This window comes from Methylohalomonas lacus, assembly GCF_024808875.1.
Taxonomy (GTDB): domain Bacteria; phylum Pseudomonadota; class Gammaproteobacteria; order Methylohalomonadales; family Methylohalomonadaceae; genus Methylohalomonas; species Methylohalomonas lacus.
In genome coordinates this window covers 1-17380 of the sequence record NZ_JANUCT010000023.1, presented here as the reverse complement: position 1 = coordinate 17380, position 17380 = coordinate 1, and the positions used below count along the sequence as shown (strand labels likewise).

At 57.3% G+C, this 17380-nt stretch carries 16 protein-coding genes; 3 read left to right on the top strand and 13 right to left on the bottom strand.

Annotation, left to right across the window (positions count from 1 at the left end; all coding sequences use genetic code 11):
- Window positions 1-76 precede the first annotated feature (76 nt).
- The 5 genes from J2T55_RS12295 to waaA form a co-directional block, all read right to left on the bottom strand.
- On the bottom strand, window positions 77-829 hold the full coding sequence (locus tag J2T55_RS12295) for a hypothetical protein (protein ID WP_259057448.1): 753 nt from the start codon (window positions 827-829) through the stop codon (window positions 77-79).
- A gap of 30 nt (window positions 830-859) precedes the next feature.
- Window positions 860-1741: a quinoprotein dehydrogenase-associated putative ABC transporter substrate-binding protein gene (locus tag J2T55_RS12290; RefSeq protein WP_259057446.1), complete on the bottom strand. Its 882-nt coding sequence runs from the start codon at window positions 1739-1741 to the stop codon at window positions 860-862.
- A 356-nt stretch (window positions 1742-2097) separates the two neighbouring features.
- The gene (locus tag J2T55_RS12285; protein ID WP_259057444.1) at window positions 2098-4035 is read right to left on the bottom strand and encodes a PQQ-dependent dehydrogenase, methanol/ethanol family; all 1938 of its coding nucleotides are present in this window, start codon (window positions 4033-4035) and stop codon (window positions 2098-2100) included.
- Between the two features lie 853 nt (window positions 4036-4888).
- The gene (locus J2T55_RS12280; protein WP_259057436.1) at window positions 4889-5293 is read right to left on the bottom strand and encodes a hypothetical protein; all 405 of its coding nucleotides are present in this window, start codon (window positions 5291-5293) and stop codon (window positions 4889-4891) included.
- Window positions 5294-5366: 73 nt separating this feature from the next.
- Window positions 5367-6662 carry a lipid IV(A) 3-deoxy-D-manno-octulosonic acid transferase gene (gene waaA, locus J2T55_RS12275; protein ID WP_259057434.1) on the bottom strand — a complete coding sequence of 432 codons (1296 nt, stop codon included), beginning with the start codon at window positions 6660-6662 and terminating at the stop codon, window positions 5367-5369.
- 179 nt (window positions 6663-6841) lie between these two features.
- Here waaA and J2T55_RS12270 point away from each other — a divergent pair, with 179 nt between their 5' ends.
- Entirely contained in the window at window positions 6842-7606 is a 765-nt protein-coding gene (locus J2T55_RS12270; RefSeq protein WP_259057432.1) for a DUF3108 domain-containing protein, read from the top strand.
- On the opposite strand, the gene J2T55_RS12265 is transcribed toward J2T55_RS12270, so the two are convergent.
- Window positions 7577-8335 carry a DsbC family protein gene (locus J2T55_RS12265; RefSeq protein ID WP_259057422.1) on the bottom strand — a complete coding sequence of 253 codons (759 nt, stop codon included), beginning with the start codon at window positions 8333-8335 and terminating at the stop codon, window positions 7577-7579. The two genes, J2T55_RS12270 and J2T55_RS12265, sit on opposite strands and share 30 nt — an antisense overlap.
- Window positions 8336-8780: 445 nt before the next feature.
- On the opposite strand from J2T55_RS12265, the gene J2T55_RS12260 reads away from it, so the two are divergent.
- Window positions 8781-10907 carry a serine/threonine-protein kinase gene (locus tag J2T55_RS12260; RefSeq protein ID WP_259057419.1) on the top strand — a complete coding sequence of 709 codons (2127 nt, stop codon included), beginning with the start codon at window positions 8781-8783 and terminating at the stop codon, window positions 10905-10907.
- A gap of 59 nt (window positions 10908-10966) precedes the next feature.
- On the opposite strand, the gene J2T55_RS12255 is transcribed toward J2T55_RS12260, so the two are convergent.
- The 6 genes from J2T55_RS12255 to rpsP all read right to left on the bottom strand — a co-directional run bounded on the left by J2T55_RS12255 (window position 10967) and on the right by rpsP (window position 16241).
- Window positions 10967-13102, bottom strand: a complete 2136-nt coding sequence (locus tag J2T55_RS12255) for a molybdopterin-containing oxidoreductase family protein (protein WP_259057416.1) — start codon at window positions 13100-13102, stop codon at window positions 10967-10969.
- Between the two features lie 166 nt (window positions 13103-13268).
- Window positions 13269-14153, bottom strand: coding sequence for a site-specific tyrosine recombinase XerD (xerD, locus tag J2T55_RS12250; RefSeq protein WP_259057414.1), 885 nt, complete (start codon window positions 14151-14153; stop codon window positions 13269-13271).
- A 120-nt stretch (window positions 14154-14273) separates the two neighbouring features.
- A complete protein-coding gene (rplS, locus tag J2T55_RS12245) occupies window positions 14274-14648 on the bottom strand; it encodes a 50S ribosomal protein L19 (RefSeq protein WP_259057400.1) in 375 nt (124 codons plus the stop codon).
- Window positions 14649-14712: 64 nt separating this feature from the next.
- Window positions 14713-15450 (bottom strand): tRNA (guanosine(37)-N1)-methyltransferase TrmD, encoded by a 738-nt coding sequence (gene trmD, locus J2T55_RS12240; protein ID WP_407660093.1) that lies wholly within the window; start codon window positions 15448-15450, stop codon window positions 14713-14715.
- Window positions 15450-15977: a ribosome maturation factor RimM gene (gene rimM / locus J2T55_RS12235; RefSeq protein WP_259057389.1), complete on the bottom strand. Its 528-nt coding sequence runs from the start codon at window positions 15975-15977 to the stop codon at window positions 15450-15452. The genes trmD and rimM overlap by 1 nt, the downstream gene beginning before the upstream one ends.
- A 15-nt stretch (window positions 15978-15992) precedes the next feature.
- Window positions 15993-16241, bottom strand: coding sequence for a 30S ribosomal protein S16 (gene rpsP / locus J2T55_RS12230; protein ID WP_259057388.1), 249 nt, complete (start codon window positions 16239-16241; stop codon window positions 15993-15995).
- 252 nt (window positions 16242-16493) lie between these two features.
- Between rpsP and J2T55_RS12225 the strand changes: the two genes are divergently transcribed.
- Window positions 16494-17084, top strand: coding sequence for a 5-formyltetrahydrofolate cyclo-ligase (locus tag J2T55_RS12225; RefSeq protein WP_259057385.1), 591 nt, complete (start codon window positions 16494-16496; stop codon window positions 17082-17084).
- Between the two features lie 89 nt (window positions 17085-17173).
- On the opposite strand, the gene J2T55_RS12220 is transcribed toward J2T55_RS12225, so the two are convergent.
- Window positions 17174-17380, bottom strand: a 207-nt coding sequence (locus tag J2T55_RS12220; RefSeq protein ID WP_259057384.1) for a transposase, incomplete at its 5' end; no start/stop codon positions are given.

Genomic DNA, 17380 nt, shown 5'->3' with positions numbered 1-17380 from the left:
ACTCACGCATTGGCATAAAAAAAGCCCGCTCTGTGAGCGGGCTATTATTGCCTGGCGTTTTATCCGTTAAGGCAATTCAGTCGGCAGATACCGTCTTTTCCTTCAACGGTTCTACCGAGGCAATCGTCAAGGTTTCCTCTATCAGCGGCGGCGCGCCTTCCTCGACATTATTCGGGACGACCGTATGGATCTGGTAGAGCTTGCCCGGGATCACATCGGAAACGATGAACTCGTAACGCTTGTCTGCGAACTTGTCATAGTCAGCCCGATTGGGATCGTCGGCATAGGGGGTTATGGAATACCTGGTTGCCTCAACCTCCTCACCCTGGAAGGTAACCTTGACCTTTTCTGACTTGTAGTCGTCCGCCAGCGCCCAGCGTATACGCTTGTTGAAATAGGCATTCAGCTGAGGCTTGCGCTCAGTCAGACGCGTCATCTCATAGACATCGCCCTGCAGATAAATGAACAGAACCGTATTCAGGCTGATGTTCTCTTCATTGTGCGGCTGGACGAATGTCGCCTCCCTGGGTCCGGTAAAGAACTGCAAGTCAACAGACACAGTGCCGTCATCATGGAATTCTTCCACGTCCATCGTCACCTTGTCTTCAAAGCCGTCCTCATAGGTGCCGGTCTTCTCAAACTCGTAACGGAGCCTTACAGGTTCGTCGATATTATCCATATGGCCCGGCATCAGCAGATCCTTCTCCGCCGGTGTCAGCTGTCGAGGCTGACCGCCGGCGGCATCGGAATCATCACTATCCTGGGCAAACGCCAGCTGGCTGGCGGCCAATATCAATGTACCAAACAGTAATGTAGTTGGTTTAATCATGGTTATTATCAAGCTATCAATTGGGCCTGATCAGATTTCCTGATCCATCGGCAACGTCGGAATATTATATTCATCCAGAATCTCGTGGATTTCATCCTTGTGGCTATGGATAAAGTCATTGACCTGCTGTTTCCATTCATCATCACCATAGCGGACTGCCATCGACATGTTGAATTCAAAACGCATACTCGGGTTATCCGGCTCATTCATGAGGGGGATAACCTTGATGTCCACGTCATCGGTTTTCTTGGCCCACCAGCCGGCAAACGGGCCGTATATGATGGTCATGTTGACCTCATCCTCGATAAGACGGTCCATCATGTCACCAATGGTAGTGCGGGTATCCCCCGGCTGCGACCGGTATGGAATGCCGTATTCCATCAGATCATTCTCGTGCAGCCAAAGCTGGGCCGGACCGCGGTCAAACAAGCCAAAGCGAAGTTTTTCCTTTTTCTCCTCGGGCAGATTGACAACGTCTTCCGCTTTCTCGACTTCATCAAAACCGCGACCTTTAACATAGGCCAGCACATAAGTGGTTCTGTAGTAGGGGTCGGTAGGCGAGGCAATATCGAATTTCTCGGGGACACCCATGACCAGATCGCATTTGTAGTCTTCAATGCCGACTTCGGCCTTGAGCGTGTTGCGGATAAAGCCCATGCGCTGCGGGAAGAAGGTATATTCAACCGGAACGCCCAAGTGGTCGCCAAAAAGCTCGGCAATCTTGTTTTCGAAGCCTTCCTTGTCCTTGTTTGAGTAAGGCATGTTGTTGCCGTCTGCGCATACCTTGAGGGCTTCACGTTCGCTGTTTTCCTGCGCTGCCGCGTTGACCGGCAGGACCAGGGCAAGTCCCAGAGTCGCCAGATACCTGCCGAAGCTGTTACTCCCACAACCTGTTATGCGGAAATTCATCATCACTCACTCCAAATTATTTTGTGTATTCGCTATCTGGCCGACAACCCGCCATAGCATCAATATCAAACGGCCTGCAACACTGGCTGGCAACTGGCAATGAATATACCGGGTGTCAAAACTGGGACAGCCGGCTCACTACGGTTTCAGAATTTTCGCAATTTGCCAGGCCATTCTCAAGCCAGCATTTACGGGCTAAGCCACTGATTTTTTAATCAATACAGCGTCAGACTCGGCCCGAGCGGAGAAGTTCTAGGAGATATTCCCCCGGGAATACGGGAGACACAAATAAAAACCCCGGTCTTCACGGGGAAGACCGGGGCAGGTACTACTTTACAGCTGAGGAACTACAGCGCTGCTTACGGCAGGCTGAAGACACTCAGCGTACCGCCGAGACGGCTGTACTTGTCGAGGCCCTTGTAGGCGCCGACCGCACCCAGACCGTCGGTGTCTTTCTCAAGACCCGCGGCGAAGCCGATACCGGCCCAGCCACCGAGACCGGACAGCACGCCGACATACTGCTTGCCGTTGTGTGCCCAAGCGTTGGTGTTGCCGATAATGCCGGACGGGGTCTTGAACTTCCAGAGCAGCTTGCCGCTCTTGGCGTCCACAGCCTTCAGGTAACCGTCCAGGGTGCCGTAGAAAGCAACGTCGCCGGCGGTCGCCAGAACACCACTCCAGACGGAGAACTGTTCCGGAATCGACCAGACGATCTTGCCCTTGTCGGCATCCCAGGCGATGAAGTTACCCAGGTTGTTGGTGCCGTCTTCTTCGACCACACCGGCCGGGAACATCGACAGGATGGCGTTGACGTACGGCTGACCGGCAACATACTCGCTACCGCCCGCAGCGTAAGAGACCGGCTCATAGTTCATGCAGACGTGGTTTGTCGGCACGTAGAACAGGCCAGTACGCGGCGAGTAGGCAGCAGGCTGCTGATCCTTGGAACCCAGCGCGGCCGGGCAGATATTGGTGGCGTTGGTATCTTCACCCTGCTGACGCGTGCTGAAGCGCTCCTGGACATTCGGACGACCGGTCTTCATGTCAACGTGAGTCGCCCAGTTAACGGCCGGGTCATACTTCTCGGCAACCAACAGTTCACCGGTTACGCGGTCCATGGTATAGGCAAAGCCGTTACGGTCGAAGTGCACCAGAGCCTGGCGCTCCTTACCCTTGACCTTCATGTCGACCAGGATCATTTCGTTGACGCCGTCATAATCCCATTCGTCATGCGGGGTCATCTGGTAGAACCACTTGGCCATACCGGTATCGATATCGCGAGCCATCATGGTCATGGACCACTTGTTGTCGCCCGGACGAACGACCGGGTTCCAGGTGCTCGGGTTACCGGTACCGTAGTAGACCAGGTTCAGATCCGTGTCGGCCGTCGTGAAGCCCCAGACGGAGCCACCACCGGTCTTCCACTGATCCGAGGTCTTGGCGCAGTCACCGCCCTTGTTCCAGGTCCAGTTGCTGTCATCTTTGCCAGCGCACCAGGTCTTGAGGGAGGAGTCCTTGCCAATCGGCTTGCCCAGATGGGTGGTTTTCTGCGGATCGACGAGAATGTCTTCATCCGGACCCATGCTGAACGCACGCCAGGCCAGGCTGCCATCGTCCAGGTTGTAGGCGGCCATCCAGCAACGGACACCGAACTCGGCACCGGAGCAGCCCACCATTACCTTGTCTTTGACAACCAGCGGAGCCTGGGTGTTGGTCGCACCCTGTTCCGGACCCAGCGGGCCGCCCTTGGACTCAGGAATATCCTGGCCATTCACGACACTCCAGACGACTTCGCCGGAGCTGGCATCCAGTGCCTTCAAGGTCATGTCTGCCTGCAGCAGCATGATCTTGCCGTCACCGTAGCTGAGACCACGGTTAACCGTGTCACAGCACATCACCGGCACGACGGTGTCGTAGTCCTGCTGCGGTGCGTGTTCCCAGACAATTTCCAGCGTATCGAGATTGATAGCGAAGACATTGTTCGGGAAGGCCGCATGGATGAACAGGGTGTCGCCCTTCAGACCCGTGGCCGAAGCCGGCAGGACCAGGGGACCACCTTCGTGACCACGCAGGACACCGGTGGAGAACGTCCAAGCCGTCTGGATTTTGTCGGCGTTCTTGTTGGTGATCTGGTCCAGTTCGGTATAACGATGACCGGCCAGATTACCGCTTGGCGTAGCCCAGTAGTTCGGGTTGTCGATCAGCTTGTCGAGCTCGGCCTGATTGGCAGAGACCAACGGAGCGGTGACAACCAGAGCTGCGGCGGCTAGCCACTTACTGATTGATGAGTGAGTCATGACCTCCTCCTCTATTATTGATTTGGATCATGTTTGATCTCGTTAAAAGAATCTCCTCGATGCTTCCGAGATCACAAAGCAACGACGAGTAAAAAATCGATGGGCGAAACAATTCGAGACAAAATGACGGGGAACGAGGGAACGGATGGCGAATGCTGGCTGACAACAGACCGGTACGGTCGGAAAGAAAATTGTTGATATTATGATTCACCAGCCACCCCCGCTGATGCGTACAGCCGACCCACACACCTGTCGATAACAGGTGCCGCGATGAACCTGATGCGTTGATTGCTGCACTGTAAGGACAACTTTCAGCATCGACTGTGCGTGATAAAGTTCCGTCAACTATCCGCCCTTGAAACTCGTTTTTGATTTTTCTTGTTTTTGCTATGGCAAGCGACATGAATCATATACAAATTGCCTGCTTAACCATTTCTTATCAGAGTGGATGGATTCTAGGAAATTTTCTCGGACACCGCAAGCTATTATTACGAATATTTCGAACCGGCATAAGAGTTTTATACGTGCTGCAGAGTTGGCATGATTTTTTATTCAAAACAGGCAGTTATTGAACTGAACCGAAAACATTTGTCTTTGACATCTCTATAAGAGTATGGATGAGCACAGGCAGTTAGTGTTGCGTCGCAACATGATGATTTCATGTCCGACCAGGGCCATATTCCCAACGCAAACTGTTTGTTTTGCAATGCAGCATGGTCATGGCCCGGCCAAAGGCCCACTCGATACTGTTTAGCGTCCTACCATTCAGACTCACTATGCACCGCGACATAAATTATAGCCATAAAAAAAGGCGGATAACCCGCCTTTTTCTTATACCGTGATAAAGTAAAAATTATTCGCGGCTGTCGGGTGAAGTCCGCGCTATCGGACAAGCCTCGATCGACTCGTCGCGGATATTCTTCAGCTTGTTAGCCAGTTTCTTGCCGCGTTCCATATCACGGAACAATGCGCCCTTTTCGCCCGGCATGCCGGCATAACGCATATTGGTATTGGCTTCCTCATATTCCGCGTAGTCCATCTTCGAATCGATGTAATCCACTCGACAGGAGCAGGCCGTCAGGGTTTCAACGCTGGCGCCACCGTTCGAATCCATGCAGGTCATGGCGATACCGACCCGGTCAAACGTCGGAAAGTCCAGGTTCGATGTATCAACATTTCCGGCGCGCTGCACCGTTTGCGCGCTTGCCAGCAACGGCAAACACAGTGCGGTAAAAATCAATGCTTTCAGTAGATTCATCCTCTCTCTCTCCAGTCTATGTATAAAATTTGGCAATTACTGTGGCAACTAGACCCTATGACTCGCAAGTCCGTCAGGAAGTTCTCCCGATTCCCGTCCCGATACCGTCCAGAAGGCCCTGTAGCAGTTTCATCAGCGCCTCAACCCCGCCGGCATTGTCCTCAACAATACGACGTGCATTTTGCCCCGCCTGGTAGCGCAGATTGGCATCAGCCAGCAAATCGAGCACCTTCGCCGCCAGTTCATCGCTGTCGTTGACCACCCAGGCCGCCCCCTGGCCGGTCAAAACGCTGGTTATTTCAGTAAAATTAAAATGGTATGGCCCGGTCAGTACCGGAACCGCCAGGCTGGCCGGCTCCAGCATGTTGTGACCGCCGATATTCACCAGGCTTCCGCCGACAAAGGCGATGTCGCTGGCCGCATAGCAAACCGGTAACTCGCCGAGCGAATCTACCAGATATATCCGGGTTGCGGCAGAAACTGCTGCAGCCTCTTGCTGTCGACGTACGATACTGAAGCCGCGGCGGCGACACAAATCTGCCACCCGGTCAAAACGTTCCGGGTGACGGGGCGCCAGCATGAGCAGACAGTCCGGATATCGCTCAAGCACGGCCTCAAAGGCATCCAGCAGGATTTTTTCCTCGCCTTCATGAGTGCTCGCCGCGATCCAGACTGGCCGGTTGACCGACAACGTGCGACGCAGGACCTGCGCCTGTTCAGTGATGCTGTGCGGTTGCCGTATGTCAAATTTCAGATTGCCGGACACCACGGTCGAGGCCGGTCTGGCGCCAAGCTTTATCAGGCGCTCGGCATCCGCCTGCGACTGCGCGGCGACCAGACTGACATCATTCAGCGTCGCCCGGGCCAAGCCGGGCACGCGCGCGTAGCCGGCTGCAGAGCGGGCCGACATGCGGGCATTGATCAGTACAAGTGGAATACCGGCACGCCGGCAGGCTCGAAACAGGTTCGGCCACAGTTCCATTTCCATGACCAGGACAATACTCGGCTGCAGCTGGTGTATAAAACGACGTACCATAAACGGCAGGTCATACGGCAGATAGAAGTGCGTGACACTGCCGCCGAAGCGCTGTCGTGCCGCGCGCGCACCGGTCGGCGTCATGGTGGTAATCACCAGCCGATAATCGGCATACTGGTTTTGCAGCCGATCAACAAGCGGTGCCGCAGCCTGTACCTCGCCAACCGACGCGGCATGCAGCCAGATGGTTGGCGTCCCGGGCTGTGCCGGGATGAAACCGAAGCGCTCGAGCCAACGCTGGCGATAGCCGGGGTTGCGCAGGCTCAGCCAGCCGAGGTGAATGACGACCAGCGGCAGCAATAACAACAGGATCAGTGAGTAAAGGTGACGCACGTGCAAATAGGCTATCAGGGAAATATTGAGAATGGTGTCACGGGTGCCGGAATGAATTCGACAAGCGGCACTCCAATAAAATCAGTTATAACCATGTTCGTAGTTGTTGCAGGGGCTTGCCAGCCCCTATTCAACCGATTTCGATACTACAGGTCAAAAATTTTCAAAAACAGATTTTTATGAAAACGTTCCTTACCCGACTGCTCAGTGGATTGAGCCTGATGCTGGCCATGGCCCCGGGCTGGGCCGACACGACTGCCCTGCCGCCGCTATTCGAGGCGGAATATACGCTATACAGCAAGGGCTTTAAGGTGGCAACGATCAAGCGTCTGTTCAAGCAACAGGCCAACGGCCAGTACCTCTATGAATCCTACAGCGAAACCAAAGGGGTACTGGCGCTATTTCGCGACGATGAAGTGATCGAACGCAGTCATTGGCGGCTGACCGATAGCGGTTATGAACCGCTCGAATACGTCTATCAACATACCGGCAGCAAAAAGAACCGTAACGTTCATATCAATTTTGACTGGGCAGACAACGAAGTCCGCATGCGAGTCGATAATGACAACTGGGAGATGGCCCTCGAGCCCGGCACCCTTGACAAGATGCTTTATCAGCTCGCGATGATGCGCGATCTGGGCAATGGTATCAGTGATATCCGCTACCGGGTCGCAGATGGCGGCAAAATCAAGTCCTATAACTTCGAGATATTCGGTCGCGAACCCGTTGAAACCCCATACGGCAATTTTGAGGCACTCAAGGTCGAGCGTTTCCGTGACGATCGTGAACGAGAGACACTGCTCTGGTGTGTCGAAAAACTGGGTTACCTACCGGTCAAGATCGTGCATATCGAACCGGACGGCCTGAAAACCACAGCCGTTCTGGAATCCTACAACCGGCTTGATAGCGACGATTCAGCTGTCCGAATCAAGAATGGACAATAATTCCTTGGGTGGCACATAGCCTGGCAGTTGACGACCACTCTCAAGAAAAATGGCCGGCGTGCCGCGTATACCCATGGTCTGGCCCATTTTGTATTGTTCAGCGACCGGGTTGTCACAGCTTTCCGCCTCGATTTCCTTACCTGATTTAGCGTCGGTCAACGCGGCCTGTCTATCCGAAGAACACCACACGGCCTCCATCATTTCAGAAGTATCGGAATCCAGGCCCGCGCGCGGATAGGCCAGGTAACGAACCTCGACACCTTGCTCGGTCAGGTAGGAAACATCCTGATGCAGCTTGCGACAATAGCCACAATCAATATCGGTAAAAACATGAATAACGTGCTTGGACTCGCCATTAGAAAACCGGATCATCTCGTCCTTGGACACATCAGCAAGCAACTCGCGACGTGCTTGCGAACGCACGTTGTCGCTGACGTTGCGCTGTTCTTTCAGGTCCAGCAGATCACCACGCAGCAAATAACGGCCATCCGCCGACATGTAAATCACCTCAGCACCGATGACGACTTCGTACAGACCTTCCACATCCGTAGGCCGTATCCGGCTGATTTCCATATCCGGGGCGATTTTCTGCAACCCCTCACGGATGTTTTGTTCTATTTCGGAACTATCCTGCGCCTGCGCCAGCAGGCCGCTGAACAGCCCCAACAACAACACCAATAGTCGCATCCCTATCTCCAATCTGATTAAATCTGAAATCGCCCCGGTCATGCCCCTGCGCGGGCATGATATCAGACCCGGCAACCCACGACTCGTTCCTGCTGATAAAACGCCAGCGCGCTTTTTGCCGGTTACGCGCACAACCCTGCCACTGATACTGACAATACAAAAAATGACCTACGACAGCGGACCCTTGCCACTGCAATTTACTACGCTTATCCCGGCCCCAACCGGAGAGCACTCATGTGCGCACAAAGAGGAAGAATCTATTTAATAATCAGACAGATAAAAAACACCCGACAGCCCTTGCAACTGCCCTGATCCGGAAAAAAAACCGATAATTCTGTGAACCATGCCACAGAAAGCGACGTTTCTTGTCCAACGGTGTCGAACTATAAACATGACTGCGTGTTCACAAGTAATGAAACCATAACTGGCCACAGCCGGCCTCTGACGTGCACCCTGGTGACGAACTCTCAAGGCCTGCCGAGTATTTATGGAAGAACAAAACTTAGCCGACGAACTCAGCCCGGGGCAGCAACTGCTCTGCTATCGCATCGACAATGTCATTGGCCGTGGTGCATTCGGCATCACCTACTTGGCTGAAGATATCAACCTGCACCGGGCCGTCGCCATCAAGGAATTTTTTCCCAAACAGTATTGCGCGCGGGCCAGCGATGCCACCACGGCACAGCCATTTTCAGACGAATCCACCAGCCAGTTCAAATCGGCCCTGGATCGCTTCTTGAGCGAAGCGCGTACCCTGGCGCAGCTCGAGCATCCGAACATTATCCGGGTCAACAATGTATTCGCCAAAAACGGCACGGCCTATATGGTCATGAATTATGAAGATGGCGTCAGTCTGGCTTCGTTGTTGAAACAGGAAGGTACGATCAGCGAGGCACGTCTATCCCGCCTGGTGACACCGCTGCTCAGCGGTCTTGAGAAAATTCATAGCACCGGTTTTATCCATCGCGATATAAAACCGGCGAACATCTATATCCATAACGATGGCATGCCCGTACTCATAGGTTTCGGTTCTGCGCGGCAGTCCATCCAGGAACATGATGAATCATTAACCAGCATGGTTTCACTGGGCTATGCCCCCATAGAGCAATATACCCGGCATGGCGGACAAGAGGGACCATGGACGGATATTTACGGTCTTGCAGCCACCCTTTATCGGGCCACAACCGGCAATCTACCACCGGCAGCCGTTGACCGAGCGGAAACGGTTTCTCAAGGGTATAATGACGACGTTCATACCTTGATCGACACCGTCCACCATCGGTACAGCGCGCAGTTTCTTGGTGCCATCAAACATGGGCTGGCTTTGCGCAGCCATGAACGACCGCCCACCATCGAGGCCTGGCGGCTGGAATTCGGCCTTGAGGCACCGACCGATTATGAATTGGATGATACCGATTACCCGGATTGGGAAGCGGACACCGCGGCGAGCGCCACATTCACGGCGTTCGATCACAAGGAGACCGACGGCGATTACGATCATCATGTCATCACGGAGTATCACGAAGATGAAAGAACCTCACAACTGAGGGCCATTCCGGAAACCGATCGGGTCGATCAAGACGATGATGAATCATATATAACAAAGTCAGCCGCCCCTGCCCGGAAAGCATCGGCTCAGAAAGCATCAGCGGCGGTCCCCGCTGCCGATGACGCTATTACGGACTATACACGAACCGAAATACTCGCCCCCGAGGAACACAGCAACGTCATCAGCTCCATACAAAATCACGGCGAGCCGATCCTGTTCCGCAACCCGGGCGCTGCCGATGACATTGAGAAAGAAGCCTCAGACCTGCCCCGCATGACGCCACTGGCGTCCGAAGATCCGGTAACCGAAGAAATGCCGACCGGACACGAAACCGGCCAACCGAGGGTCAAAAGCAGGCACAAACTACGCTATTTTGCCCTGACCGGAACGCTATGCCTTGTACTCGCCGGTGTTCTGGCTTCCATGAGCTACACGGACACTGTGAACAGGCTTATTGCCGATCTGCAGAACGCAGTCACAGCGTCTACTGCCGAACTGTCATCTGATGCATTATTCCCTGACACGGATACCGCGCCAGCTGATCCGCGCCAGGCTGAACCAGCAAACCGGGAACAACCGACAGAGCGTCCCGAGACTGTTGCCCACACGAACGAACCGCTCGAGTTTGAGGCCATACCAACACCACAGGTTGCGGAACAAACGGCCGGTCAGGCGCAGGATGACAAACAGGAAGAAATCGAGAGACTGCTCAATGCCGCGCAGAATGATGTACGCGACCGGCGACTAACCACGCCGGAGGGCAATAACGCCTATGAAAAATATCAGGCCGTGCTGGCAAAGGACGCCGATAACCAGAAAGCCCGTGAGGGTCTGAACAATATTCTGAACCTCTACCTGAGGATTGCCCGGCAATCGCTTGACCGGGGCAACATCCAGCATGCCGAGGAAATGTTAACGCGGGCGAGCAAAGTGGATTCAGATTCGCCACGGCTCCTGCAGACACGAAATGCAATCAGGCAACAACGGACACGTCAGGAGAACACCGGGGCTGCGCCACAACAGAGCCAGCAACGCGCGCCGCTGTCGCCACCGTTGCATAACTAGAACACAGTACTGGACAGCCCCGGGGACGAGCCCGGGACTGTCCAGGCGTGTTTTCGTGTCTAAAGCGCTTCGACTTGCACCAGGTTGTCGGAGAATGACGGCGCGTGACCCATATTCACGAACTCCGCCGAACTGACAATATTGACGGTGCCCTTGTTGAGCTGGCGCCAGTAGCCCAGCGTGGCAACCACTACGCCGGCATTCACGTCGTCGGTGATCCGCGCGGCACCCTCGAAACCACCGCGGTCGTTGAAGACCCGCACCGGTTCACCGTCACGGATGCCACGGGCGTCGGCGTCTGCCGCGTTGATCAACACGAACTGCTCGCCCTGCCCCTGAATCTTGTTCTCCATGTTGGCATAACAGGAGTTCAGGAAACCGTGGCTTTTCGGCGAAACGATGTTGAGCGGGTATTTTTTCGCGCGTTCGGGATTGGTCGCCGCGGTCTCGCGTGACGGCACGTAATCCGGCAACGGATCCAGCGCCTCACCGGGCTGCATCGCCTCGTACATCTGCCGGAATACCGGCGCGACGAAATTGCCGCCGGCGGCGGCCGAGGATTTCAGCTCACACTTGCCCGAAGGCGTCGGGAAATTGCCCTCGCGGTGCGGCGCCCGTTCAGCCGGCGCGCCAAGCTTCAGGTGGGCAAAACCATACTGGCGCAGATAGTCCAGATCGATCCCCTCGCAGGCCGGCGCGTCCCAGTCGATATAGTGCTCGAGACACTCGCTGTCTGACCACTTGAACCGTTCATCGTCGAAACCCATGCGCGCGGCCAGCTGGCGGAAGATCTCGTTGTTCGGCACCGCCTCGCCCGGCGGCTCCACCGACTTCGCGTTGTAGGTCAGGTAATTGTGGCCCCAGGACAGGATGATGTCCTCAAGCTCGGCACCCATCGCCGCCGGCAGCACGATGTCGGCATAGGACGCCGTGTCGGAAATGAAATGCTCGGCCGAAACCAGGAACAGATCGTCGCGCATCAGACCGTCGACGATCTTGTCGCACTCCGGCGCCTGGGTGACCGGGTTGGAATTCCAGCACATCATCGACTTAATTGGCGGATCCAGATCCATCTCGCCGGTCAGCGCCCGGCCGATCTGCAGATTATTCACGACGCGGGTGCCTTCGGGAATAAAATCCGGCCGGCAGATGACGTCGAACTTGTACGGGTGTTCCCACACCGGCATCTGCATGATGCCGCCGCCGGCGTCGCGCCAGGCCCCAACCAGCGCCGGCAGACAGCAAACCGCGCGGATCGTCTGACCGCCGCCGTAGTGGCGTTCCAGCGCCACGCCGATGCGGATTGCCGCCGGCTTCGTGGTCGCGTATTCACGCGCCAGCGTGCGGATTACGTCCGCCGGCACGCCGGTAATGTCTTCCGCCCATTCCGGCGTGCGCGCTTTCGCCCGATCAGCCAGTTCGTCAAAGCCAACGGTGTAATTATCGACGTAGTCCTGGTCGACCAGCCCTTCCTCGATAATGGTATGAATCATGGCCATGGCCAGCGCACCGTCGGTGCCCGGCTTCGGTGCGATATGCCAGTCGGCCTGGGCCGCGGTCTTCGACCGGTAGGTGTCAATGACCACCACCTTGGCACCCTTTTTGTGGGCGTCCTGAATAATGTGCCAATGGTGCAGGTTGGTGCTGACCGAGTTGCACGCCCAGATGACGATGTATTTGGACTGGGCGAAGCTTTCCGGATCCATACCGCCACTCGGGCCGTGAGTCAGCAGCCAGGCGGTCGCCGAGCCCTCGCCGCAGAACGTGCGCTCACAGACGGTGGCACCGAGGCGGTTGAAAAACGCATCGCCGCCATTCAACCCGTGCACCAGTCCCTGGTGACCGAGATAGCTGTAGGGGATGATCGCCTGCGGGCCGTATTCATCGATGATGGCCTTCCAGCGCGTGGTGATTTCATCCAGTGCCTCATCCCAGGAAATGCGCTCGAACTGCTTGCTGCCTTTCGGGCCGGTGCGGCGCATCGGATACAGCAGGCGATCGGGATGGTAATGGCGTTTCTCGTAATCCTTGAGCTTGACGCACAGGCCGCCGCGCGTCATCGGGTGATCCTTGTTGCCGCGCACACCAACGACCTTGCCGTCGGCGATATCAAATATCATTGCGCAGGTGTCCGGACAATCGTGCGGACAGCCACCAAAGGCCTGGGTGGTTTTCGGATCGAGTTGTGCTGCCATGTTACTTCCCCTTGACTCAGCGATAATTTAAACGCGGTAGCACCGCGCACCTGCAGCAGCCGGCTATCGTCATTTTAATCTGCCGGTCTGCCGCGATAATCAATACATAATGACTATACCCCTGTTTTGCAGCAAAGATAAGCTCCCGGAGCCGGGCGACCGCGCGTCAGCCGCGCGGATGGTGGTCGGCATGCAGCTGTTTGAGGCGCTCGCGGGCGACATGGGTGTAGATCTGTGTGGTGGAGATATCGCTGTGGCCGAGCAGCATCTGCACGACGCGCAGGTCGGCGCCGTGGTTGAGCAGGTGCGTGGCGAAGGCATGGCGCAGCACGTGCGGCGACAGAGGCTTGTCGATGCCGGCAAGCCCGGCATAGCGCCGGATGAGGTACCAAAATGCCTGCCGAGTCATGGCACCGCCGCGCCGCGTCGGGAACAGCGCCTCGGTCGTGACGCCGCGCAGCAGATCGGGCCGGGCCGCGTTCATGTAGGTCTGCAGCCAGCCCAAAGCTTCCTCGCCCAGCGGCACCAGGCGCTCCTTGCTGCCCTTGCCGGTCACGCGGACAACCCCCTGGCGCGTGTTGACCTGGCGCAGCTCCAGTGCCACCAGCTCCGATACGCGCAGGCCGGTGGCATAGAGAATTTCCAGCATGGCGCGGTCACGCAGGCCCAGCGTGGTCTGTGTATCGGGCGCCTCGATCAGGCTTTCCACCTCAGCCTCGGTCAACGACTTCGGCAGGCTGCGACCGAGTTTCGGTGCCTGGATGCGTGCGGTCGGATCGTCCTGACGCGCCCCCTCGCGCACCTGCCAGGCATAGAAGCGGCGCAGCGTCGACAGTCGCCGGGCGGCGGTGCGCACCGAGCCGCCCTGCTGGGCGGCCAGGTAGCCGAGAATATCGGCGGCCGCGGCAGAGTCCAGTCCGTGTGAGCGCTGTTCCAGCCAGCGCTGGCAGTGACGCAGATCGGCACGGTACGCCGTCAGCGTGTTATCGCTCAGCCCCTGCTCCAGCCACAGGGCATCAAGGAAGCGGTCGATCGTAGCGTCAGCACTCATGGTTGATTCCTGCCGGCCACATGAAAAAGCCCCGCCGGGCACGGTTCATGATAACCGGCCCGGGCGGGGCTTGATAACTCGGGGTCACGGTCCGCGGCGGCGGACCACTGGCGGGCTGTATCAGCCGGCGACCTTGCCGGCCTTTTCCTTCTTGACCTTTTCCTTGATGCGGGCCGCCTTACCACGCAGCTGACGCATATGGTAGAGCTTGGCCTGGTGCACGTCACCACGGCGTTTGACCTGGATCTCGGCGATCGACGGGCTGTAGGTCTGGAAGACACGCTCGACGCCCTCGCCATAGGAAATCTTGCGCACGGTAAAGGCGGAATTCAGGCCGCGGTTGCGCTTGGCGATGACCACACCCTCAAACGCCTGCAAACGCACACGCTCACCCTCTTTGACACGGACCTGGACCGTGACGGTGTCGCCGGTCGCGAATTCCGGGATCTCCCGGGTCATCTGTTCCGTTTCCAGTTGCTCTATGATGTTGCTCATTTTTAAAGACTCCACAGCCTTGATTGTCTGTTCATTCAAAAGCGGCTGAAATGCTGCGCGCACTCTACTCCTGTTCGCGCAGAAATTCATCCAGTAATGCCTGTTCCTCGGCGCTCAGCCGCGACCGGTCGATCAGCTCCGGGCGCCGCTGCCAGGTCCGGCCCAGCGCCTGTTTCAACCGCCAGCGGCGGATGCGCTCGTGGTCGCCGGACAACAGCACTTCCGGCACCGTGCGGCCGTCGATCGATTCCGGCCGCGTGTAGTGCGGATAGTCCAGCAGGCCGGTCGCAAACGAATCCGCGTCGACCGAGCCGGCGTCTCCGACCACACCCGGCTGGCGTCGCGCCAGCGCATCGATCATGACCATCGCCGGCAGTTCGCCGCCGCTGAGCACGTAGTCGCCGATCGACCACTCGGCATCGACTTCCAGCTCAATAAGCCGCTCGTCGATGCCCTCGTAGCGGCCCGCCAGCAAAATCAGCCTGGCGGCCGGCGCCAGCGTCTCGACGCCGGCCTGGTCCAGGCGCCGGCCCTGCGGCGACAGGTAAATCACCGGCGCCCCGGGCAGCGCCGCCCGCGCGGCGGCAATGGCGGCGCGCACCGGCGCCACCTGCATGACCATGCCGGGACCGCCACCGTAGGGGCTGTCGTCGACGTTGCGGTGCCGGTCCTGCGTATAGTCGCGCGGGTTCCAGCACTGGATCGCCAGTCTGCCCGCGTCAACCGCGCGGCCGGTAACGCCATGCTCGGTCACCGCCCGAAACATTTCCGGGAACAGCGTAACGACCCCGACGTTCAGCATCAGTCCGTCTCTTCCGGCCAGTCCACTGTCAGCCGGCCGCTCTCCAGATCGACCGCCAGAACCGTGTGATCCGGCACGTAGGGAATCAATTGTTCGCTCCCGGCCGCCGTAACAACCACCAGGACATCGTTGGCACCGGTTTCTTCCAGCGCCCGCACCTGGCCGATCAGGCTGCCGTCCTCGCGGTAAACCGCCAGACCGATCAGGTCACACCAGTAATACTCGCGCGCCGGCAGTGGCGGCAGAACGCTACGGTCGACAGCGATGGCGGCCCCCATCAGGCCGCGTGCCGTATCCCGATCCGTTACACCGTTGAGTTCGGCTATCAGCCCCTTGCCCTGGGGCTGACCGCCATTCAATTCATACCGGGACCATGACTCGGCGGCGCGTTGCAGCCACCATTGCCGGTAGCTGAAGATGTTCGTGCGCGGCCGGGTATGGGAGATGATCTTGATTGCACCCCTGACACCGTGAACCCCGACAACCTGTCCCAGTGTCACCAGCCGCGCCGGTTGTTGCGCGTCCATGACCCGATCGCGCTATCAGGCGCTTTTCTTGAACTCCTTCAGGAGATCGTTGACGCGCTCGGAAGGCTTGGCGCCATGCGCGATCCACTCTTCGATGCGCTCGACATTCATATGCAGGGGGCGTTCCTGACCGCGGGCAACGGGGTTGAAAAAGCCGACCCGCTCGATATTGCGGCCGTCGCGCTTGTTGCGGCTGTCAGTGACAATAATGTGGTAGTAGGGGCGCTTCTTGGCGCCACCACGCGCCAGTCTGATAGTAACCATTCTGTATAGACCTCTTCGTAAATAGGTTTCCTGCGCCACGGCGGACGCATTCCCGGCAATCCGGTCTAACCTGACCCCGGTTCGTAAAAACGCGCTATTTTACGCCATCTTGCTGAAAATAAAAGGGCTGATTGCTATTTTGGCGATGTGCAGCCGGCTGGCCTGATGGCCGCTATCGGTTATCATGTCGCCGCAACGTCGCCCGGGCCAGCGTCCGGTCGCCACAACCGGTCGTAAAATCATGGAGGCGCCATGCCGGAATCAACCGCCGAGTCGTTACAACAACAGAAAAAGGCCCTGCGTCAGGCCGTTATCGCCCGCCGCGATGCCCTGCCCCAACCCAGCCGCGATGAAGCCAGCCGGCTGATCCGGGCGCGCCTGCTGTCCCTGCCAGTGGTGCAGGCGGCCGGATCGCTGTTCGTGTTCATCTCCTATGCCAGCGAGGTCGACACCCATCCGCTGATCAACGACCTGCTCGAAGCCGGACGTCGCGTCGCAGTGCCGAAGATCGTCGACAAAACAACCATGCTGTCGGCACCGATGCAGGACTGGCAGGACCTGCAGCCCGACCGCATGGGCATCCTGACGCCGACGAGCGACAGCCATGATCCCGGACCGTTCGACGTCGCGGTCACCCCGGGCGTGGCCTTCACCGAAGCCGGCGACCGGCTGGGCTATGGCCGCGGCTACTACGACCGCTGGTTCGCCAGCCACGATGTCGACACCAAAATTGCCATTTGCTTCGAGGAACAGATCGTCGACTCGCTACCCACCGATGACTATGACCTGCCGGTGGATCTGATCGTCACCGAACGCCGGCTGATCCGGCGCAAGCTGTGTTGAACTGGTGTTTGGTTGATTAAAAATAGCGTGATCGAGCCTGTTTCGGTGTCAAGGGAAAATTCAACACCAATAACCATTTAACCAGTTAACTAGGGCCTGTTGATCTTTAACATGGGCAGCCACATGATTGCACAGGCCAACGCAATCATACTGGCATAGTTTCGCTGCAGTTTGTCGTAGCGCGTGGCGATAGCGCGGAACTGCTTGAGTCGGGCAAAGGCATTTTCGACCCGGTGTCGGTACCGGTATAAGCCCCAGTCCATGTCGTCATTGCCCTGTCGGCTGTTGCGTCGCCG